Here is a 22,620-nt window from a genome sequence, read left to right as displayed (position 1 = left end):
TTTTGAATTGATGAGTATTGACTCAGATTTCAAACAATACGGTTGACAATTGTCCAGACTTCACCGTCTGAGCGGACGTAGGGAACAGAGATTGTCTTGAACCCAGTAATGAAGGGTTTGTAATACACTTGCCAATACATGGGACTAAGCTCATCGGCGCAAGCTTTGAGTAGCCGGATTTCTGTAGCTAGTTCTGCTGCGATTTGATTAATGCGTTGAGCGTGAACCTGAGCTACTTTTTTTGCTTCCTCTAGCTGCTGCTGTTGGGTAAGTTGTTTTGATTCAATTTGCCAACGAGCCAATTGAGCTTGTTTTTGCTGTAGTTGCAATTCCAGCGCTGCGACTGCATCATCTATCCCTCTGAGTTCAGCAGATAACTGGGGATTTTCTCTAGCTTGGCGACGGTAAGCCTCAACCATTGCCAAGGGTGAATCATTTTGGCTGATGACATCATTATTAATAGTGAGTGCAGCGCGTTCTTGCTGGAGAGCGTGAATTTGAGACTTAAGCGCTGCTATTTCAGCTTGAATTCGATCCATAAGGAAGTGGGTACTGGGTACTGGGGACTGGGGACTGGGTACTGGGGGAGATGGGGAGAACAACTCTTAACTCCTAACTTCTAACTCACAACTCAGCACTCCTAATGCCCATCTTCTAACTTTTTGCGCCTTGGATATCCAGAGAAAGCGATCGCACATTGGCTATAATTCCTTCTTGTTCCCAAGCACTGGACATGGCTGCTTCTACAGCCTGTGAGTGTAACTCATCTGTCAAAGCTAACAGTGTCGGCCCCGCACCACTAATCACCATGCCATAAGCACCAGCTGTTACAGCTGCTAAATTGACAGAATCGTAACCAGGAATTAAAGCTTTGCGATAGGGCTGATGCAATTTATCTTGCAAAGCCGTTTTTAACCATTCTGCTTTACCAGTTTCCAAGCCACGCAATAATAAACCCAAGTGTGCAGTATTGAAAATTGCATCTGCACGGCTGAATTCCGTTGGCAGAACCCGCCGCGCTTCGGAAGTGGAAAGTTCAAAATCAGGAATAGCTACAACTGGTATGATATCTTGATGCCAGGGAACATCACAAATTTCCCAACCTGCACCACCAGAAGCAGCCAACCGACATCCACCCAACAAAGCTGGAACTACATTATCAGGATGTCCTTCCATTGCGATCGCTAATTCCATTACCTGGGACTGACTCATCGGCGCACCCTCAAGTTGATTCGCCGCCACTAATCCACCAACAATTGCTGTTGCTGAACTACCCAAACCCCTCGCTAGCGGTACACCCAGTTGAATTTCAATTTTTACCGATGGTGGTGTTTGCTCTATATGCTGATAAAACCTGATAAACGCTTGGTACAGAAGATTGCTTTCATCGGTTTGTACTCGTTGAGCTTCTTCACCCGTGACAGCGATCGTTAAACCACCCTCTTCCACACGAGTGAACTTGAACTGGTTGTACAGCTTTAAAGCTGCACCGATGCAATCAAAACCAGGCCCCAAATTAGCGGTTGTGGCGGGAACAGTAACAGTGACACCAGAAACAACAGACATCTGCAAATAATCCCTAATCAATCAACCAGCATCCCACGGAAAGGGCTAATTTGTTCATCTGGTTTTAAGTAGAAGGCAGGAGGCAGGCTTCGCCGTGAGCGTCAGCCGAACGGAGGCAGAAGGCAGAAGGTAAAACCCTCAATAAATAGTAGAGGGTTTCGCTGAGTTGTATTTTACATTTAATTATGTCTAAGTAAATAGGGTAGCACAGCTGTGCTACCCTACCATGCGTTAAATTTAAACGAAAATCCCTATTCTTTGTTCCCTATATTGCAATACTTTGTGCAATTTTGGAGGGGAGAAGGTAAGTGTAAGGTTGAGAAACAGATGCGTTACGGACAGATATTTTTGTTTCGATTTCTCGAAGATTTGTCTGAAATTTTTGAAATGCCTGCTTTGCTACAGGATCGGAGAAAGGATTTCTCAAAGTCGCTAGAGATTTGCTGGAGTATGGTGGCGCTATAGTTAAAGCTTTCACGAGGACGATTTGCACAATAGATTGAAAGCGATTTGGCAACCTTTCGGGAAGTGTTGCTTTATTTTGACTTTCAGATTTAAACACATCCAAGAAAGGCTTGTAAATAGCAAATGGGTTATTAGGAATCCATCCTGCATAGTCATATTGACCAAAATTGACAGCTGAATGCTGAGCAGTTGCTGTAAAAATAATGATGGTAGCAATCTCAATCAAATCATCTAATGTATTTAGCTGATTTGATTTATCAGGAGTCAGCAGTCCTTTAATGTTGCCATTATCGAGCAGTTCATCTTTCCAGTTTTGCAGCTGGCGATCGCCAATGATTTCTGCATCATTTTTGTAGTGCGATCGCAATACATCATCTACATACTTTTTAATAGCATTCCAAATTAATAATGCATCATCGCGATAGTAATAATTTGGTAATTCCTTGACCTCACGTTTTCCCAAATCATAAGGCAAAGCTAACTCGTAAAAATTTAATCCTTCTGTTTGATTTTCACTTGCTTCACTGTTATGGTTGATACCGTTATATGCTCTATTTAAAGCCCTATTATAACCTACATAACCCACTGAACCTACATTATCAAATAAACCACCTCTGCCAAGGAATACATTACGAGCCATATTATTGATGGGCAAGGTGTTGAAAAAGTGAGGCTTTAACAGTTGATATAAAATGTGTTGTGGCGATAGTTTTCGGTTTGTAGTTACTGCAAAAGGCTCAATAATTAGATGTGTATAGAGCAAGTGAGAAATCATCCCTTGGTAAGCAGCGTCAGCACCAGCTACAGCTAACTTAGCTACTGCCCATTCTTCGGGTAGTGAGTTGGGCGTAAAGATTTTTTTAACTATATCATTTTCAGTGCTAATTTTTTCCTCTAACTGTATGGCAATGGGAACAAGCTGTTTTTGCTCATCTACATAAAAAAGACTAATTGAAGATTGGATGTATCTTCCTAATTGGTCTGATAATTCAGCAGTGGTAATGTTATCGAAGATTGGGTAATCCAAGATGAACAAGCGATTTTCTGCTAATGCTGATGTGAGGTCGATATTCTTACCCCTAACTGGGTTAATTATTTTATTGGTAACTGCAAATTTACCACCAGGGTTAATATCTTCAGCCTTGCATTTGCGTATCAATACTGGATTCATCCCATTGAGACGTTGGCGACCAAATTCTATATCTGACTGCCAATTTTTAGCTACATCTGGTCTTTGGAAAAATGTCCAAGGTTTAAAGAACTCATTAAATTCTTCAAGGCTATTCCAATTATTGAAATCAGCGAAAATCTTTATTAATCCCAAGTCTGCCGTACCTGTAAAGACAATTTCGCCTTTTTTAAACTTGCCCCAAAGGTAAGGAAATAAATGTAGAAATTGTGCTGTCAGTAAACCTATTACACCTTTAATAGCAGTGAAAAGAAAAATGAAGATTTTGAATATACTAAATCCTTCTCCCCTGGGAACACCTTTGACATGGCCAGGTAAGTTCTCATAGGTTCGCTCCCATTGGTAACGACTTTCTATATTCTGCGAAATTTGTTGATTCGCCTGAGTATCGTTGAGTAATGTAAAATCTTTGACTGTGGTTGTTTTAGAGTAATTCATGATCTAGAATTCCTGGATTCTCAACTACCAACGGTGTAAAAATCAAGTTTTTCAGGTCTTATATTTCCTGTTGTTGTACTTGCGTTTTTACTACCTTAGCCACAAATTATGCTGTATTTTCCGCAAAACTATTTAAGTGAAATTACTTAAAAAATATTAAATAATATTTCGATATTAGCGATAATTACCCAGATCCAGGAGATAGTATTCAGTTAATTTGCTTAGGCGGTGTGGTGCGATCGCCAACAGAATCTTTACTTTACCAGCACCAAATACAACAACAATTGCTGATTAAGATTTACAGCTAGTAAGGCTAAATATTGATATAGCGCTTTTTACGTAAATGAAGCACGTCGCAGGATAGTACTTAAGTACTATCCTGCGGACTGTATTATACTTACAGCAGATTTCCAGTTAATGAAGTACATTATCTAGGTGTAAAAGCTAGGCTCAAAGGTTGTTGTAATTCTGAATTCTGCTGTAAATTACTTCAAAGTTCCTAAAACAGGTGTTAACTCAGTTTCTGGGATTTTCGTCGGAACCAAAAACTTATTAGCGTAAATGTGGGGGTTTGTTTGGGAAGCTATGGCATAAGATTGGCGAATACGAGCGTTAACTGCCACAGTCTTGACATCGTACATCTGCATAGCTGCCTTGGGGTAGAAGCCAATGCCGATAATTATCAGCAGAAAACAGGCAGCAATAAATACTTCACGAGGTCTGGCATCGTCGTAGACTGCTTCCTCTGGCACGAGGCAGTCTGTACCAAAACAAACTGTTCCCTCGTCTTCTTGATTTTCCAAGTTTGCATTATTAATATCGCATAGAAGTGCTGCATCTTTACCATAAAATACCTGCCGCAGCATGGAAAGTAGATAGATGGGTGTGAGGATGACTCCGACTGCGGCGAGAAAAACCGTTACAGTGCAGAAAGTTGAACTGTAAATGTCACTGGTTGTGATGCCAAGGAAGACCGAGAGTTCGCCAACAAAACCGCTCATACCAGGGAGAGCCAAGGATGCCATCGCTGAGATTGTAAACAGAGCAAAGACTTTGGGCATGGCTTGACCAATACCACCCATGTCTTTCATTACCATAGTGTGGGTGCGATCGTAAGTAACACCTGCCAAGAAGAACAGCACCGATGCAATCAAACCATGTGAGATCATCTGTAACATCGCGCCGTTGATTCCCAAATCAGTGAAGGACGCAATACCTAGCAGTACAAATCCCATGTGTGAAATCGACGAATAAGCCAAACGCCGTTTCATATTGGTCTGAGCAAAGGAGTTTAATGCACCATAAATAATGTTGACAACTCCCAGAATGGCTAGAACGGGTGCAAAATAAATGTGTGCATCAGGGAGCATCTCAAGATTGAGGCGAATAAGTCCGTATCCGCCCATTTTGAGCAACACACCAGCCAAAATCATGGACACAGGAGACGATGCTTCTCCGTGGGCATCAGGCAACCAAGTGTGCATGGGGAAAACAGCCAGCTTGACACCAAAGGCAATCAACAATCCTGCATAAAGCAACAATTGTAGACCAAGTGGGTATTCCTTCATGGCAAGTGCGGTTATATCAAAAGACATATTACCACCGCCGTATAGACCCATTGCTAGGGCTGCCACTAGAATAAATATCGAAGCTGCTGCTGTATAAAGCAAGAATTTTGTTGCTGCGTAGCGGCGTTTCTGTCCACCCCAAATGCACACTAGTAGGTATACGGGAATTAGTTCTACTTCCCACATGATGAAAAATAGTAGCAAGTCTTGGGCAACGAACACGCCTATCTGTGCGGAATACAGCACAAGCATCAGAAAATAGAAAAGGCGGGGTCGGTGATTAACTTGCCAAGCTGAAAAAATCGAGAGTGTAGTGACTAATCCTGCTAGAAGCACAAGTGGAAATGAAATTCCATCCACCGATACTGCCCAGTTCAAGCCTAACTCAGGTACCCAGGCATAGTTCTCCACGAGTTGAAAATTAGCACTACTGACATCGTAATGCTCCCAAAAGGCGTAACACATCAAGCCAAAGTCTGCGATACCTACACCCAGTGCATACCAACGCACGCGCTTGCCGTCTTTATCAGGCAGCACAGGGATGAGCAGGGAAGCAATGAGTGGCAGCAAGACAATCGCGGTAAGCCAAGGAAATCGATCCGCTATCATCATGTGTATAGGAAAAAATACTTATCTGTGATTGATGTCATTCTACTAAACTTTGTAACAATCTCTTCATAAGTCTTTACCCTGGATAAGCATAGACGGATCTTTAGGTGCTTTGACAGTTGAATTTTTGAGTAGACGAAAAATACCCGCTACCACATTAGGAAGAGTAGCGGGTATTTCAGCTAAAATTTTGGAAAGTTATAAAAAGCAAGCAAGAGTTAATAGGCAATAGGCAAAGAAAGTCTCTTGGTCGAGGGGTTTGACGATGAATTTATGTCCTAACCTAACTGGCAATTGCTATAGTTAGGCTTAAGATCTGAAGTTTGTAGGTGGGTAATAGCTAAGAGATTGTTAGAAGTTCTCGAAGTTAGCGATCGCATTCTTCATCTTATCCAACACCTCATCCACAGATATAGTTCCCAATTCCCCAGAGGCGCGGGTGCGGATACTCAAGGTGTTGGTTTCTACTTCCTTGGCTCCCACGACTGCCATTACAGGTATTTTATCTTTTTCTGCGTTGCGAATAAGTTTACCCAAGCGATCGCCACTAGTATCCACCTCTGCACGGATACCCAATGCCCGCATCTTGGCTACTACATCTTTAGTAAAATCTAACTGTGCTTCACCTACTGGCAGTAATCTAGCTTGCACTGGTGCCAACCACAAGGGAAAATCCCCCGCATACTCTTCAATTAAGATACCAATCAACCTTTCCAGCGAACCAAAAGGCGCACGGTGAATCATCACCGGACGTTTGCGAGAACCATCTTCAGCAACGTACTCTAACTCAAAACGTTCTGGCAAGTTGTAATCTACCTGCACAGTCCCCAATTGCCATTCCCGTTCTAAGGCATCACTGAAAATAAAATCCAGTTTCGGCCCATAAAACGCCGCTTCTCCAATTCCCTCAAAATGTTCCATCCCCAAGGTTTCAACTGCACGGCGAATTGCACCTTCAGCTTTATCCCAAACTTCATCGCTACCAATGTACTTATCACTAGCTGGGTCGCGGAAACTCAGTCTAGCTTTAAAGTTTTTTAGTTGTAGTTTATTGAACACCGATAAAATCAAATCCACCACGTTGAGGAATTCGCTATCGAGTTGTTCTGGAGTAACGAAGAGGTGAGAATCATCTACAGTAAAACCACGCACCCGCGTTAAACCGCCTAATTCTCCGGATTGTTCGTAGCGATAAACAGTACCGAATTCTGCCAAGCGCATGGGTAGTTCTCGATAGGAACGTAACTCACTCTTATATATTTGGATGTGGAAAGGGCAATTCATGGGCTTCATGACAAAGCCCACCTCTTGGGCGGCTGCTTCTTCATCATCTGCCATTAAAGGGAACATATCTTCTTTATATTTTTGCCAATGTCCAGAGGTTTTAAATAAATCGACTTTGGCAATGTGGGGCGTTACCACAGGTAAATAACCACGTTTTAGTTGCTCCTGTTTCAGGAAGTCTTCTAAAATACTCCGCAACAGGGTACCCTTGGGCGTCCACAAGGGTAAACCCGGCCCTACTAAGTCAGAAAATATAAATAATCCTAGTTCTTTACCAAGTTTCTTATGATCTCGCCGCAGCGCTTCTTCTTTGCGTCGCTTATACTCAGCAAGTTGTTCTGGAGTTTCCCAAGCAGTAGCGTAGATGCGTTGTAGTTGGGCTTTGGTTTCATCACCACGCCAATAAGCGCCAGCAACACTTTCTAATTCAATGGCTTTGGGATTTAATTCACTAGTATTTTCCACATGAGGCCCTGCACACAAATCCCACCATTCATTCCCCAGATGGTAAATTGTGATTGGTTCCTCTTTAATATCTGCTAGGATTTCTAGCTTGTAAGGTTCCTTAATTGCCTCAATCCGCTGTTTGGCTTCTTCTCGGCTGACTTCTTCTCGAATCACTGGCAATTTGCGATTGATAATCTTGACCATCTCTTTTTTGATGGCTTTTAGATCGTTTTCGCTAAAGGGTTCTGGGTTGTCGAAGTCGTAATAAAATCCGTTTTCAATCCAAGGGCCGATTGTAACTTGCGCCTTGGGAAACAGCTTTTGTACCGCCATTGCCATCACATGGGAAGCAGTGTGGCGAATCTTTTTTAACTTCTCCGATTCGCTGGTACGCGGTAAATAAATTTTTTCAGGTTTTTCTGACTCTTCCGAAGGATTTGATGATAATTTTAGCGACATTGGCTGCTGAACCATTGGCGAAGTGATTACAAAAAGGATCGATCTGAATCTGTAAGCTTATTCAACTATAGCGGTATTGGGTATAGGGCATTGGGCATGGGGCATTGGGAGTTAAGAGTGAGGAGTTGGGAGTTATTCTCCTTGTCCCCTTGTCCTCTTCTCTCCTCCATCTCCCTCATCCCTATGCCCTATGCCCAATGCCCTATGCCCATCTTATAGACACCTTTCCAAAGGATCTGTACAAACCCCTTAGCAAAAATATATAATCAAAAGTGTGCTTTTTGTTACAAATCGTTGTTTTTTTAAATTTATTGTGTGTGAGAGAGATAAGATAATTGTTAAGAATCGTAAATAACGTTAATATTAGTAAGAAAGTTGGAAATATTCTTCTAATTTATGCGAGACTCAGATTTACCAGGGACTCAGTTGCTGAAAACGGTTTTAGAACCCCTGCTGGACGATTTTCAGTATTGGTTTACGCGATCGCGCGACTTACTCGAAACCGAGCGACTCTCATTTATGAGCAACAAAGAGCAATCAGACTTGCTCTGTCGTGTTAAGCAAGCTCAAGAAGAACTCAACACCGCAAAAATGCTATTTAGTGCTACTGACGGACAAGTCGGAATTGATATGGCAACTTTAATGCCTTGGCATCAATTAGTAACAGAATGTTGGAATGTGGCAATGCGCTTTCGTCAAGCACCTGAAGTCTAAATAGCATTAGCTAAAGTTAGACACCACAGACAGCTTAACAATTGGAAAACGACACATTCAGTCGTTAAACAAATAGTACAAAATTCTTAACATTATCTTAAGTTTGTTTTCATTAACAAAAGAATGTATCCTATGTTACCGTAAGTGGAATAACGGTTGACAGATTGCTCCATATCAATGCAAGCGCACAAAAAGTGCCTTAAATATTTCGCCTCACTGTTAGCTTAATTAATGTGAGCCACAGCGTCGGCGAACCAAAACGTTACAAAATAAACTTTTAAAAATTGCTGCCCTGGAGGAAAATCCAATGTTACACCTGCTTTACATCTTTGCTTTTACAATCCTTGCATTTATAGCTGTTGGTAATTTAATTCGTAACCTGATTATGTTCAGTTTCGATCGGGAGCGAACTTACCCAACGAATTCTTCAGGTAATCAAGGTAGCTTTGGTTATTACGCATCAAGAAAACAATTTGTACCCCATCCAGAGTTATTAGATAGCGCGGGCAACTTAATTAAAGAGCCATTATTGGTAATGCGTTCGATTAATGTTGAAGATGCTCGTCAACATCTTGATGCGCTTTATGAAGCATCTCCAGGGCATAAGAGAGAAAATTCTGAAGAAGCATAATAAAAGAAAGTTAGGAAGGATTTTTTGGATTTGGAATTTTGGATTGTTAGGGAAAATTTCAAATCTCAAATTACCAGAGTTAGGAATTAAGAGTTAAAGATTTAGAACAAACCTTAGTGGAGGTGTTAACGTGGAAAGCACCCAACGAAGGTTTATTTTATTGGCGATCGCTTCCCCATACTTCTGATACGGTATACACAGCAGTAGTTAGTAACCGCAGTATTCCTGTCATTCGATGTAACTGTAAGTTTTTACAACACAGCGTATTGACAACGTAAATACATCTTCTTGAGACTATCAAGCATGGATGTGTATTTCGTGCTTAATGGTGTAACCTTCGTTTGGAACGAAGAAAAAGTGAAACGGGCGGTTAGAAACCGCGTCTGTCCACTAGGTTGAAAAAGGGAGTAGGAGTGGAAAATTTCCCACTCCCGACTCCCTTGCTATGCTTCGATAACTACCCGCAAATTACCGCGTTTTTTGGCAACGCGACAAGCAGTTGTACCACCAGAACGCTCGAATTCTAAATCTAGGATAGTGGTACCAACTTGCAAATTGTGAAAGGATAGGCGATTAATGGATTCTGGTAAAGCCGGATCGATAATTCGCAAACAGTTATTTTGAGCATCAGGCACTAAGTTGACCATCATTTGCAGTAGTTGAAAGATACTACCAGTAGCCCAAGCTTGGGGAGTGCAGGCGACTGGATATTGCACAGGCGCATTATTACCGTTACGTTCGTACCCGCAGAAAAGTTCTGGAGGACGTTGGTAGGATTGCTGGCTAGTCATGTCAAATAAACCTTGGAAAATTTCTAAAGCTTGATCGATAAGACCGAGCGATCGCAATCCCGTTGCAATCAAAGCGTTATCATGTGGCCACACCGAACCAATGTGATAGCCCATTGGATTATAAGCAGGTGACAAACTACTCAGGGTGCGAATGCCCCAACCGTTGAACATATCTGGTGCCCGCAAACGTTCTGCCACACTGTAGGCTTTTTCGGGTGTGAAGATGCCCAAATGCAGACAATGACCGGGATTTGAGGTAATACTATCTACTCGCTTACCATCTCCATCCAAAGCCAAGGCGCAGAAATCCTGGTCTTCCATCCAAAAATCTCGATTAAAACGCACCTTGAGATTTTTCGCTTCTTCTTGCCAACGGTCTGCCAAATCAAGGCGCTTCTTCATCCTGGCTATTTCTGCTAAGCGCATTTTTGCCGCATAGACGTAAGCTTGCACTTCACACAAAGCAATGGGGCCGTTGGCTAGTTCTCCCTTGTGGTCAACAATACAATCACCAGAATCTTTCCAACCTTGGTTAGCAAGACCGCGTTTAGATCTACAGTAGTAGCTGAGGTAGCCGGTTTGTTGGGTATTGCGATCGACCCACTCCATTGCTGCTAGAGCATTCGGCCAAAGTAGCTCTAGGAGTTCGTGGTCATTAGTCCAGGCATAATATTCAGCATATAGCATCAACCATAGAGGAGTGGCATCAACTGTACCGTAGTAGGGTGTATGGGGAATTTCTTGACACCGAGCCATTTCCCCCAAACGTAACTCGTGTAAAATTTTACCCGGTTCTTCTTCCCGCCATTCATCGTCGGTTTTACCTTGGTATGTCGCAAGTAGTATCAGGGTTTCTTTGGCAATTTGCGAATTTAACATCAGAGTTTGGGAAGCTGTAATCAACGAATCCCGCCCAAACAATGTAGAAAACCACGGCACTCCGGCGGAAACAGTTTTATACTTGCCAAAAGACTGGCGCAACAAATACATATCTTCCTCAGCCCGTTCAATTACTCGGTTGAAAATGCTTTTATCCGAGCTAATACGTGTAATTTGTTGTACCCAGTGTTGTTCTTCCATCCACTCAGCAGCTTTCGCCTGTCCTAAGGTGGCGGGGGCGCTGACAGTTGAAGTGGACTTGTTGTTGGTCACCATGTTCACCCGATAGCCGAGTTTTTGGGTTTCGTGAGAAGCCAACTCTAACTGCCAAACCGCAGTGTAACCTTTGAAATAGTCTGGTTGCCGATGTTGAAATATCAGACGCGATTCCATCACCGAGCCATCGAGACCTTGATAGGCGAGTGTTAAAAATTCTTCTCTAGAGGCGTGTAGCTCTTTGGTTACAGGTGAAACACCATTCACCAGAGAAAATATTCCGTCTTCAGCCGTTGGCTCCACTAGGCGTAAAAGCCTACCCCGTTTTTCTCTCTCGTAACCCCGAACTTCAAATAAATCAACAAAATCCGCGTCAAAGCTGATACTGAGTTCAAAACTGATGGTGGTTGTGCTGTAGTTAGATACCTCGATTTCTTCAAATAGTGCGCCATTTAGCACCATTTCCCGGCGAATTCCCACAGTTTCGGCTCTGAGGCGTTCGTCAATTCTGGGGTTGGTACACAAAACTGAGAGTAAAAGCCCTTTTTCAGCAGTACTACTTAAGAGTACAGGCGATCGCCCTTCAATTTGCAACTCCAAACGATTGAGAAATCGCGTATCACAGCAAAACAGCCCCATACTGGGATTGCCATCATTGAGGGAACAGCCAGAAATGTTTCCTATAGTATCTGTGACTAAAAATAAATCGTCATCTTTAACCGTCAGTGTTGGCTGTGGTCTTTCACTGACAACACAAGGCCACTCTGGAATAGGTAATTGATCGGCAGCAATAAAAGTTTTTCCATCAAGTAAAATTTTTTCCGGGGTTATGAGTGCATCTGGTGTCATTAGGCAAAGTTCCGTCTACAAGTCTATATTTTGGCGATCGTATTATTTATAGCTGTTCTCGATTGCGTGCAATACATCCTCAAAGAGGATACAAGGTAAAAAAATTTCAAAATACGGTAGGGGACAGGCAACAGGCAATAGGCAATAGGAAAATCTTAAAAGGTCGTTCCTCCCTGTTAAGAGTTTTATTCTAGATAAAATCCTCTTTTTTGAGTTCCTCACGAATTGAATGTGCCATTCAATTAGTGGGGTATAAAGGCCTCACCATACGCAGTCTCTGTTGCCCATTGCCCATTGCCTATTGCCTATTCCCTGTTCCCTGTTACTAATTCCTTTCAACAATTCAGACTAAAATAGTCATCAATACTTCATCCACTGAGTGTTTATCTCAACGCTATCAACTGGTCATTGTGGCAGGGAAATGAAGACACACGGAATTTTATTGAAGAGTTCAAACCAGCGATCGCTCCTTTAAGAGGGTAATTTAGCACAGTAAGTTACCTTTTAATTTTTTACTTTTGCTTTGTTCGATGACGATAAAGGCGATCGAGAATGTATATTGGGCTTAGTGGTCTATCATTTAAAACATCACAATGTCAGCCAATGGATAAAAAGACTTGAGTTAAGAACAAAGCGATCGTGGCAAATGACTACGCCACGCCAAGGTGCGAAAGACAAATGCATTGCCGCTGTTGCTCTATTTCCTACTCAATACTTTTAAATTTTGTAAATGAAGCTAGCTGCACCCACTCCTGCTAATTAGTAACAAAGTGTTGCATTTGCTTAATCAGAAAGTGCTTTTTAGCGTTCTTTACATATTGAAACTGTCTATTTAACTTGAGAGTCCTTTGGAATTTGTACAATGCAGCTGTGACGTGGATCTTGTTGAGATTGGGCGTTTAACGATAATTCATGAGCATTTCGACTTCTGTGCTGAGCGATCTCCTAAAGTCCCTACCGTACTTGCGGCCCCAGCTATATTTTAAGGCTTCACTAACGGCGCTCTCCCACGCGATGGAAGATCAAGTTTTGGCTGCGACTTTAGCTCAACCGCTTATAATTGCTAGTTTCCAGCGAGAGCGATTCTACCGCCAAGAAGCTCATCGCTATCAGCGGCTTGCCTTGCGAAGTAATCAAATATACGTATTGTCGGCTCCGGAAACTGATTTCGCGAACAGTTCGGAACACTACGAAAAGGTAGCTTTTGAGCCAGAGGATGGCTTAAGTCAAGAGTGGCATTTGGTTGTGATTGCTGACAGTTACGCGACTTGTTTGGTTTGTCGAGAAAACCTCGGTTCTATTGCCAAAAACAAGCAAGTACCAGAGCAAAGCCCTAGTCTGGATATGGATACAGCGCGGAGATTTGAGGGGATTTGGACATCAGAAAGGGGAGTTAGCCTCAAAGCCGCCGAATTACTGTTAGAGAGGATTTTGATCTACAGGCCAGAACTGGCAAGCAAAATTGAGCGGGCACGTCAGAGGTTTGGCATTGGGCAGACGAGAACATACTTTGGAGCAGAACAGATCAGCGAATATGCTTGTGACATTGACACCGATCCGTTTGTGCAACGCTTGGTTACTTACCTGCAAGCTAGTCAGTACAAATTGCACAAAGCCTACCGTTCAATTACTGCCAAGGCACGAAAAGAACGATTAGTCAATACCATTAGTACAGCCATTCGGCGATCGCTCGATCCTCACGAAGTTCTGCAAATAGCAGCACAAGAATTAGGGCAACACCTCAATGCTTGTCGCTGTCTAATTTACCGCGCTCAAGCTACGGATAAGCAAGCGATCATTGAACATGAATTTTTGACTGCTGGTGTTTTATCTGTTCGCGGACAAACCTGGGAATTAGAGAAAAATGCCCTATTTCGGGATATCATCCAACAAGGGGAAGGGGTCTGTATCAGCGATACACTCAGCGATCCTCGCGTTACGAATTCCGCCGGGCTTTCTTTGATTGCCAAAAAGTTTGCCATCCGTTCTTGGCTGATGGAACCAGTATTTTATCAAGGACGATTATTAGGCATTGTGGAATTACACTACTGCCAGATGCCACCGCACGAGTGCCAACCAGGGGAATTGGATTTGGTGAAAGCGATCGCCACCCAAGTGGGAGCTGCTCTCATCCAAGCCGAAGCTTACGCCAACCTAGAAGAACTCAATCAGCAGCTAGAAGCTCTAGACCGCACCCGCAGCAATCTCATAGCCATTACCGGACACGAACTGCGTACCCCCCTATCCACCATTCAAGTGTGCCTAGAAAGTCTGGCTAGCGAGCCAGATATGCCCTTGGAATTGCAACAGGTGATGCTCAACACTGCTTTGGCTGACTCAGAACGAATGCGGAAACTCGTGCAAGATTTCCTTACCCTTTCCAACTTAGAAAGCGGTCGCGTGGAATGGCATCCAGAATCCCTGACTTTACAAGAGTGTGTAGATTTGGCACTCAGCCGCCTTCGTACTCGCTCCTCAACGGAAAAGCCCCCCCAAATTCAAACTCAAATTCCCCAAAACTTACCTTTGGTCAGAGCTGATGGTGACTGGCTGGTAGAAGTACTAGCAAAACTCATAGATAACGCTTGTAAATTCACGCCATCCCAAGGAGAAATCACCATTAACGCGATTCGCAACAGCCATCAAATGGTCGAGGTTACTGTGGCTGACACAGGACGCGGTATTGAACCGAATCGTTTAGAAATCGTTTTTGACCGTTTCTATCAAGAAGAAGGAGCGCTCCGACGCACCACTGGTGGAACTGGACTTGGACTAGCAATCTGTCGTCAAATTGTCAATGGCTGGGGTGGAGAAATTTGGGCTAAGTCAGCCGGAAAAGACCAGGGAAGTGAGTTTCACTTCACCATCCCAATTGTTCAAAGTAGCCAAGAAGAAAAGCGGGCGAAAGTTAAGACTAAGTAGGGATGGGCATGGGGCATTGGGCATTGGGCATTGGGCATGAGACAGGTGGAACGCCCAATTGCATTCACGAGTATTAAAGGCTCGTTCACGAGTATCAAAGATTCATCGGTGAATATCTAAAGACTAACTTTTGCGTTCCACATAAGTTATATCTCCCCTGCCCATGCCCAATGCCCCATGCCCAATGCCCAATCAAAAATGACTAAAAACTGTTACAGTCTATGACGCGATCGCAATACGATCCTTATTACGATGTTAGTATGCCCTAAAAACGTTGAGAGAACACTTTATGGCTGAAACACTCTCTGGACAAACGCCACGATTTGCTGGCAACACTGGCGGACTGCTTTCTAAAGCAGAAGTGGAAGAAAAGTACGCTATCACCTGGACTAGCCCCAAAGACCAAGTATTTGAACTGCCTACAGGTGGTGCTGCTACTATGGTCAAAGGCGAAAACCTGCTGTACTTAGCCCGGAAAGAACAAGGCATCGCTTTGGGTGGTCAACTCCGTAAATTCAAGATTACAGACTACAGAATTTACCGGATTTACCCCAACGGAGAAACTACTTTTATTCACCCAGCTGATGGTGTCTTCCCCGAAAAAGTGAATGAAGGCCGTGAAAAAGTACGTTTCGTCGCACGCCGCATCGGACAAAACCCCAATCCTGCACAGCTCAAGTTCAGTGGTACACCCACCTATGATGCATAGGGATTAGTTACTGGGTATTGGGGAATGGGGAGATGGGGAGATGGGGAGATAGGGAGATGGGGAAATAGGGAGATAGGGGGAATAACCAATGCCCTCCTATACCCAATCTCCCATGCCCAGTCCCCAGCGATGCACTGAGCTTGTCGAAGTGTCCCCAGTCCCCAGTCCCCAGTGCCCAGTCCCGAGTCCCCAACCCCCTAGCTATTTATGGTATTTCCCGATTTTTCTGAATTTTCACAGCTAGCTGTACAAGGCAACTTCATTCCGGTATACCAGGAATGGGTGGCAGATTTAGATACGCCAGTATCTGCTTGGTATAAAGTCTGTGCCGGTCAGCCCTATAGCTTTTTGTTGGAATCCATAGAAGGTGGAGAAAAACTGGGGCGGTATAGTTTAGTGGGTTGCGATCCTTTGTGGGTTTTGGAAGCAAGAGGCGATCGCACAACTCAAATCAACCGCGATGGCTCTCAGGTAGTTTTTGCTGGCGACCCTTTTACAGCTTTAGCTGAATGTCTAGCACCTTATCACCCAGTGAAATTGCCACAGCTACCGCCAGGAATTGGTGGTTTGTTTGGGTTTTGGGGCTATGAATTGATTCGCTGGATTGAAGGGCGCGTACCAATTCATCCACCAGATGAGCGAAATATTCCCGATGGATTGTGGATGCAGGTAGACCACCTGTTGATTTTTGACCAGGTGAAACGGAAAATTTGGGCAGTGGCCTATGCTGATTTACGCGATCCGCAAGTTGATTTACACGCAGCATATCAAAAAGCTTGCGATCGCGTTACCCAAATGCTCGAAAAGCTATCTCTCCCCCTATCGCCACAAAAAACTAGGCTGGAATGGAAGCCACCAGGGAGCAGAGGAGCAGAGGAGCAGGGGAGCAGGGGAGCAGAGGGGTATCAGAGTAACTTTACTCGCCCTGATTTTTGTGCAAGCGTGCAAAAAGCAAAAGAATATATTAAAGCTGGGGACATCTTCCAAGTAGTTATTTCTCAGCGATTATCAACAACATATACAGGTGACCCGTTTGCTCTTTACCGTTCTTTACGTCAAATAAATCCTTCGCCTTACATGGCTTATTTTCACTTCCAAGATTGGCAAATCATCGGTTCCAGTCCCGAAGTAATGGTGAAAGCAGAAACCGATCCAAATGGTGGAGCGATCGCAACTCTACGTCCAATCGCAGGAACGCGTCCACGGGGCAAAACCATCCAAGAAGATACATCTTTTGCTGAGGATTTACTGCAAGATCCTAAGGAAATTGCCGAACATGTGATGCTTGTTGATTTAGGGCGAAACGATTTAGGGCGTGTTTGTCAAACTGGTAGCGTCAAAGTTGATGAATTAATGGTAGTTGAACGCTACTCCCATGTAATGCACATTGTCAGTAATGTTGTGGGTAAATTAGCAGACAATAAAACAGCATGGGATTTACTCAAAGCTTGTTTTCCAGCAGGTACAGTCAGCGGCGCGCCCAAGATTAGAGCAATGGAAATTATCCACGAATTAGAGCCTAGTCGTCGGGGTGTTTATTCTGGTGTTTACGGATATTATGATTTTGAAGGACAATTAAATAGTGCTATAGCAATTCGCACAATGGTCGTGCATAATAACACGGTCAGCGTGCAAGCCGGTGCAGGTTTGGTGGCTGATTCTGAACCTGAAAAAGAATACGAAGAAACGCTAAATAAAGCTAGAGGTTTATTAGAAGCAATTCGTTGTTTGCGTTAAATTTAGAGACTGGGCATTAGGCATTGGGCATTGGAAGTTTGTGAATAGTGTGAAGCTTTTTTATAATCTTCCCATACTCTCTTATATCCCGATGCCCCATACCACACTTACTCATGAATGGCACACTGATTTATATTGGTTGATTGTAAGATTCGACTTGATATCAATACAGTAATTGTTCGATTAGCTGTATGAGAATCCAGACCAGACTTTAAAAGTTGATATATTAGTATTCTTCTATTTTGAATTACATAAGTTCTACTCTGAACAGCAAGGTATTTGGCAACAATTTCTGCTACTTCTAAACCTACATATCCACAATAACGCGATAAATTGGGAAGATTTATAAATCCAATTAACATCAAAATTTTCAATTGATGGTTTCAAAGTTGTTGAAAGTACATCTAAAAATAATCGATCCAATTAAATATTTTTTGGGTAATTAAAATTAGTTTTCATAGTTATGCCTCTAAGTTATTATATTCGTCAATGGGGGAAAATTCGTAAATTTGAAGCAATACGTTGAAATTAAGCCGAAAAAATAAATTTGGCCTTGTTTTTACGAAACTGCGAAGAGATGTAAATTTATGTAAATTTTTTATAAAAGCTTGACACAGCAATCGAACTAGTAAAAATAGAACTCAGCAAGTAGGCTATTTCAGATTGGTCAAGGAATACCACGCATTAATGGAATTAGAATTGCGATCGCTCTCATAGTTCAATAAGGAAAAAGACATTACAATAAGTTATTCATAAATAAAATTTATCAATTTATAATGAAGAAGTATTGCTTATTTGTAATATTTTTTGTTATATTTCTTTACATAATGAAATAAAAATTAAAAAATGCCTAAAACCACTGTTAAGCAATAAATTCAAGGTAAGTTTTCATTGTTCGGTATCCAAAGCTACAACAAGAAATTCTTGTAGCTTTTGCAAAGCGATCGCAACTGTGTTTATTTTCCTCGTTGAGTATCTTTGCTAACAGTGAAAAGTGACATAAAGATATTTCCAACAGTTATTGATTGGATAGTCTGATTTTCAGGTAAAAAATGGAGATTTAGAAGGCGGGCTGTATGGATGCTGATGAACTTCTCAAACGCTATTGTGCAGGAGAGAGAAATTTCACCCAGGTAAGCCTGCACTTGGTTAACCTCAGCGAGGTCTGCCTAGCTGGAATCACTTTAGATCGAGCTAACTTGGCGAATGCGACTTTATCTCATGCCAATCTTTCTGGAGCTAATTTGACTCAAGCAAATTTGACTGCGGCATCTCTATGGAGAACCAACCTCAGTCGAGCTAATCTGATTTGGGCAAACCTCAAGGCTGCTAACATGATTCGGGCAACTCTCACCAAGGCAGATCTGCACAGAGGAAACCTTGCCAAAGCAGACTTACGTTTAGCAAATCTGTGTGATGCAGATCTTAGCAGTGCAAACTTCGCTGGAGCAGACTTACGGTATGCCAACCTCAGTGGTGCAAACTTGGCTAGGGCAGATTTGAGTCGTGCAAACCTGACTGGAGCAAACTTGAGCAAAGCAGACCTCAGTCATACCAATCTCACCAAAGCCATTTTCTTGAAAACCGATCTCAGTTACGTTGACTTAACACAAGTAGATCTCACTCAAGTACATCTAGAGAACTGCTTGCTCAACGGAATCACCTTGCCGGAAGCAAGCTTAATTAAGGTGGGTTAACCATCGTTGGGAGATGCTATTAGCCTTAAGCCCTAGCGAATAGAATTCGCGGCTACACAAGCAAAGTCCGCCTAAGCGGACTAATGGAAAATTAGGGTTTCTAACCAAATACGGTTCAGTTAAGGCTAAAAACTAAAACTAGCGTAGGTTGGGTTGAGGAACGAAACCCAATATTATCGAAGCTTTGTTGGGTTTCGCTGCCGCTCAACCCAACCTACTGTTCTTCTTAACTGAACCGTATTGGTTTCTAACCGCCCGTTTCGCTCCCTTCCAGTCGCCAGAAGGATCGCCCATCAGACAGAAGGTTTACCTTCTACCTCTCTTGTTAAGAATATTAGTGTAGTTTTAATAAATATTTTAGTTATAGGAATTACGCAAAATATCTCTCAAACTCTGATTTCTCCGCGTCCTCTGCGCCTCTGTGGTTCGTTATTCCGTAACTCGTGCGTAAGTCTTAAGTTATTTAAACTTTAATTATCTTTCGGTTTGGTATGGACGTATTTTCTTATTATTTTTTCAGCAGAGATGCTTTAATACTTCGCTTAATATTTGTGTTCTCTGCATCTCTATAGTTAAATCAATTATTTATTTTCTAACCACAGAAACACAGAGAACACAGAGTCAAGAGAAAGTTTGAAGTTAAAAGGTAAGCTTTGAAAGTTTTATTTTACATTCTTGCAAGAGCTACTACTTTGGTCAGTTTATCTTTGTCGAGTTCGTTTAATTCATCAAGAGCTAACCAGCCCTCTTTGACTAACCTAGCAAACACAAAGATTAGTACAGAATATCTGTAGTCATACTTCCCATCTATGTCATGTCTTCTTGCACTTAAGAAGTCATGTAAGCGCCACATATCATCAAGTTCTGCGATCGCACTTGCTCTGGCGCGAACTTCTTCCATCAAAGCATTGATTTCTCTTTCGTAGGCTCTTTTAAAGACTACTTGAGCCAGTTGTTTCTCTGTTGCAGACCACTCTGTATCACTCACTTGCATTATCAAACCTAAAATATCATCGTTCGAGCCATTTTATATTGAGTTGCACGTTTTACTCCACAATAGGGGAACGCCCTGCATCACAGAGCGTTCGCACCAATTTGTCACAATTTACTCAAACTGAGTATGTTTCTAACGAACTAAGTTTAATAGTTCTTTGGGAGATGCCAGCAAATCAATAGCTACAAAGAAAATTTTATTATCAGGAGTTAGCAGGAATCTCCAAGCCATATTCATACCCACAGCAGCACCAAACCAAGGAGTTTGGACTTTGCCGGTGACTTTCACTTGAGTAAAACCATCTTCAGCAGGTTCAACTACTCCTCTCTCTGGGATTAACTTGAGGTTTTGACAATCTTCTCTAAAAAACCGTAGGACACCCTCTTTACCAACAATCGGTCTCTGGAAGGGAGGTTGCAGGGCACCATCAGATGTGAATAACTCAATCAGCGCATCAAAATCGTTAGCGTTAAGGTTATTCATATAACTTAACACTACTGGGTTGTCAACGCCTTCAATATTGACTTGAGTTCGCTGTGATATTTCTTTAGGAACAACAACAGGCTCGGAAACTCTTTTTTGACCATCCAATTTATTTGGGTCAAATCCCATATCAACTACAGAATTACGCAAGACTGTAATTTGCTGACCTGCATCAAGTTCCCTAATTGCTTGCAGAACAGCAGCAGCGTTAGCAGAAAGCTTATACCCTTGGGGAATTGGTGCAACAATCCCTTGATCCATCCATTTTCCTAGCTGATACCAGAAACCTAGTTTGATGTTTGCAGACCAAACCGCGTATGTGCGGGTAATTGGTGTATCTGCTCGGTTTGCCAGATCGCACATCACTTGTGATTGCTCGGTAAAAGACATTTGCCGAATTTGATTCAATGTCGCCTCAGCAAATTGCATACTTGCAGCTCCGGGAGCCGCAATAGTGATTGTCTTGCCCATTTCCAGGTAAGCAAACCAAATTAGTGCAAGCTGATCTTCAGCACTGAGTTGATTAAACCTGGCTATTGTTGCAGGTACAACATCAGCCGCTAATGTGTTGGGAAAGATACCACGAGCTGAATCAATGGTAAATGGCATATTGCAGTTCTACCTTACTAGATTGGTAACTAAAAAAAGTTCAAACAAAAGTTTTTAGGGGATGAAGTAGCACCTCATATATCCGAAAATATCACAAAACTTAATTAAAGTACACAAAAAATTATATGGTATTCATAAGGTAACCTTACTCATGGCTGCTAAGGTAAGCCTGAACTCCCATGAGACAGTACATTCATCGAAAGTGGCCGTAAACTTTAGGCTATTTGCAGGGTGAAAGATATCTGCACCCCTTTAATGTTGAACGCAGGTTTTCCATACAGCAGAATACTACCAGGTGCGATCGCTAGCAATGCAACTCGAATTACAGTAGATAATGTTGCAAGCTACTTAAGATGATTAAGAGAGAAAATTAATTTGGGCTGAGTCTCTGGGAAAAATCAGGTTAGCAAGTTTCATTGTACGGTTCCAGCAACCACTTATTCTATGGTAAGTACGTCAATTCTGACAGTTGAATAAAAAAAGGCTGGTTAATGCCAGCCTCATAACTAAAGTGTCATCTGGAAGCTACTAACGAATCGTTTCAAACCTTGACAGTTTATCCCAAGGCTACCCACTTCCTAAATAAAGAGCAGCCCCACAATATCTACTTTAAGTTGGTCGCTTTCAAGTCGTCGGATAGCAACTTAGGAACCTCGGCTCGATACCTAGTAGGGACTATTATGTTCCCGGACGAGAGCGAAGATGATCGGGTATATGATGGCGATCGCCTAAAATTTCTAACAGAGGGCCATGAACGTCAAATTTAACCATACTTACCGACGCGACCAAAATATTCACCCGATAGCGATAGCGCCCCAAATCAATTCCCAGTAAACTGCAAAGCATAATCCGAATCGTGGCTTTATGGGAAACTACTAAAACATTACCTTGGGGATGTTTTTCTTGGATTTCAGCAATTACAGGCATAGAACGGTTAGCAATATCTACCGCAGTTTCTCCACCTAGTGGTGCATTCCAAGCCGGTTCTGTCAACCATTTTACATAATTTTCTGCGTAATTCTCTTGGGCAAACGATTTACTCTTAGCTTCCCATTCGCCGTAACTACCTTCTCTAAGTCCGTCACGCAACTGCATATCCATACCGATAGCATCACAAAATGGCTTGGCAGTTGCAATTGTGCGCTTCATCGGGCTAACATAAACAGCCTCCCACTTCAATTGTTGATAAACATCGGCAAAACCGGATGCCATCTGCATCCCTTCTGCTGTCAACTCCGCATCAGTTTTGCCGCAGAAATTACCACTTTGACTAAAAGTAGTTTCTCCATGCCGCAATAAATATAAATTGAGTGTCATAGCTTGTAGCGCAATTGAGATAAAGGAGTTTGTGCAAAAACAAAATA

At 42.5% G+C, this 22,620-nt stretch carries 15 protein-coding genes; 6 read left to right on the top strand and 9 right to left on the bottom strand.

The window, feature by feature from the left end:
* Positions 1-29 precede the first annotated feature (29 nt).
* The 5 genes from H6H03_RS00920 to thrS all read right to left on the bottom strand — a co-directional run bounded on the left by H6H03_RS00920 (position 30) and on the right by thrS (position 8,040).
* Positions 30-539 carry a hypothetical protein gene (locus tag H6H03_RS00920; protein WP_190953203.1) on the bottom strand — a complete coding sequence of 170 codons (510 nt, stop codon included), beginning with the start codon at positions 537-539 and terminating at the stop codon, positions 30-32.
* Between the two features lie 115 nt (positions 540-654).
* Positions 655-1,566, bottom strand: a complete 912-nt coding sequence (thrB, locus tag H6H03_RS00915) for a homoserine kinase (RefSeq protein WP_190953202.1) — start codon at positions 1,564-1,566, stop codon at positions 655-657.
* Between the two features lie 265 nt (positions 1,567-1,831).
* Positions 1,832-3,658 (bottom strand): lipoxygenase family protein, encoded by a 1,827-nt coding sequence (locus H6H03_RS00910; protein WP_190953201.1) that lies wholly within the window; start codon positions 3,656-3,658, stop codon positions 1,832-1,834.
* A 485-nt stretch (positions 3,659-4,143) separates the two neighbouring features.
* A complete protein-coding gene (locus H6H03_RS00905; protein ID WP_190953549.1) occupies positions 4,144-5,835 on the bottom strand; it encodes an NAD(P)H-quinone oxidoreductase subunit 4 in 1,692 nt (563 codons plus the stop codon).
* A gap of 351 nt (positions 5,836-6,186) precedes the next feature.
* Positions 6,187-8,040, bottom strand: coding sequence for a threonine--tRNA ligase (gene thrS / locus H6H03_RS00900; protein WP_190953200.1), 1,854 nt, complete (start codon positions 8,038-8,040; stop codon positions 6,187-6,189).
* Between the two features lie 381 nt (positions 8,041-8,421).
* Between thrS and H6H03_RS00895 the strand changes: the two genes are divergently transcribed.
* Positions 8,422-8,739, top strand: a complete 318-nt coding sequence (locus H6H03_RS00895; protein ID WP_190953199.1) for a DUF2605 domain-containing protein — start codon at positions 8,422-8,424, stop codon at positions 8,737-8,739.
* 307 nt (positions 8,740-9,046) lie between these two features.
* Positions 9,047-9,370, top strand: a complete 324-nt coding sequence (locus H6H03_RS00890; protein ID WP_190953198.1) for a DUF2973 domain-containing protein — start codon at positions 9,047-9,049, stop codon at positions 9,368-9,370.
* A gap of 443 nt (positions 9,371-9,813) precedes the next feature.
* Here H6H03_RS00890 and H6H03_RS00885 read toward each other — a convergent pair whose 3' ends face one another.
* Entirely contained in the window at positions 9,814-12,105 is a 2,292-nt protein-coding gene (locus tag H6H03_RS00885) for an amylo-alpha-1,6-glucosidase (RefSeq protein ID WP_190953197.1), read from the bottom strand.
* A gap of 912 nt (positions 12,106-13,017) precedes the next feature.
* Between H6H03_RS00885 and H6H03_RS00880 the strand changes: the two genes are divergently transcribed.
* From H6H03_RS00880 to H6H03_RS00865, 4 genes are all read left to right on the top strand, one after another.
* Positions 13,018-15,027 (top strand): DICT sensory domain-containing protein, encoded by a 2,010-nt coding sequence (locus H6H03_RS00880; RefSeq protein WP_190953196.1) that lies wholly within the window; start codon positions 13,018-13,020, stop codon positions 15,025-15,027.
* A gap of 289 nt (positions 15,028-15,316) precedes the next feature.
* A complete protein-coding gene (locus tag H6H03_RS00875; protein ID WP_190953195.1) occupies positions 15,317-15,736 on the top strand; it encodes a photosystem I reaction center subunit II PsaD in 420 nt (139 codons plus the stop codon).
* Positions 15,737-15,943: 207 nt separating this feature from the next.
* The gene (gene trpE / locus H6H03_RS00870) at positions 15,944-17,473 is read left to right on the top strand and encodes an anthranilate synthase component I (RefSeq protein ID WP_190953194.1); all 1,530 of its coding nucleotides are present in this window, start codon (positions 15,944-15,946) and stop codon (positions 17,471-17,473) included.
* A gap of 1,076 nt (positions 17,474-18,549) precedes the next feature.
* Positions 18,550-19,170 carry a pentapeptide repeat-containing protein gene (locus tag H6H03_RS00865; protein ID WP_190953193.1) on the top strand — a complete coding sequence of 207 codons (621 nt, stop codon included), beginning with the start codon at positions 18,550-18,552 and terminating at the stop codon, positions 19,168-19,170.
* Between the two features lie 667 nt (positions 19,171-19,837).
* On the opposite strand, the gene H6H03_RS00860 is transcribed toward H6H03_RS00865, so the two are convergent.
* The 3 genes from H6H03_RS00860 to H6H03_RS00850 all read right to left on the bottom strand — a co-directional run bounded on the left by H6H03_RS00860 (position 19,838) and on the right by H6H03_RS00850 (position 22,573).
* On the bottom strand, positions 19,838-20,164 hold the full coding sequence (locus H6H03_RS00860; protein WP_199338641.1) for a hypothetical protein: 327 nt from the start codon (positions 20,162-20,164) through the stop codon (positions 19,838-19,840).
* Between the two features lie 132 nt (positions 20,165-20,296).
* Positions 20,297-21,256, bottom strand: a complete 960-nt coding sequence (locus H6H03_RS00855) for an orange carotenoid-binding protein (protein WP_190953192.1) — start codon at positions 21,254-21,256, stop codon at positions 20,297-20,299.
* Positions 21,257-21,934: 678 nt separating this feature from the next.
* Entirely contained in the window at positions 21,935-22,573 is a 639-nt protein-coding gene (locus H6H03_RS00850) for a histidine phosphatase family protein (protein WP_190953191.1), read from the bottom strand.
* Positions 22,574-22,620: the final 47 nt, after the last annotated feature.

Source organism: Nostoc paludosum FACHB-159, assembly GCF_014698835.1.
In the GTDB taxonomy this organism is placed as follows: Bacteria; Cyanobacteriota; Cyanobacteriia; order Cyanobacteriales; family Nostocaceae; genus Nostoc; species Nostoc paludosum.
This window is presented reverse-complemented; position numbering and strand designations above follow the sequence as displayed.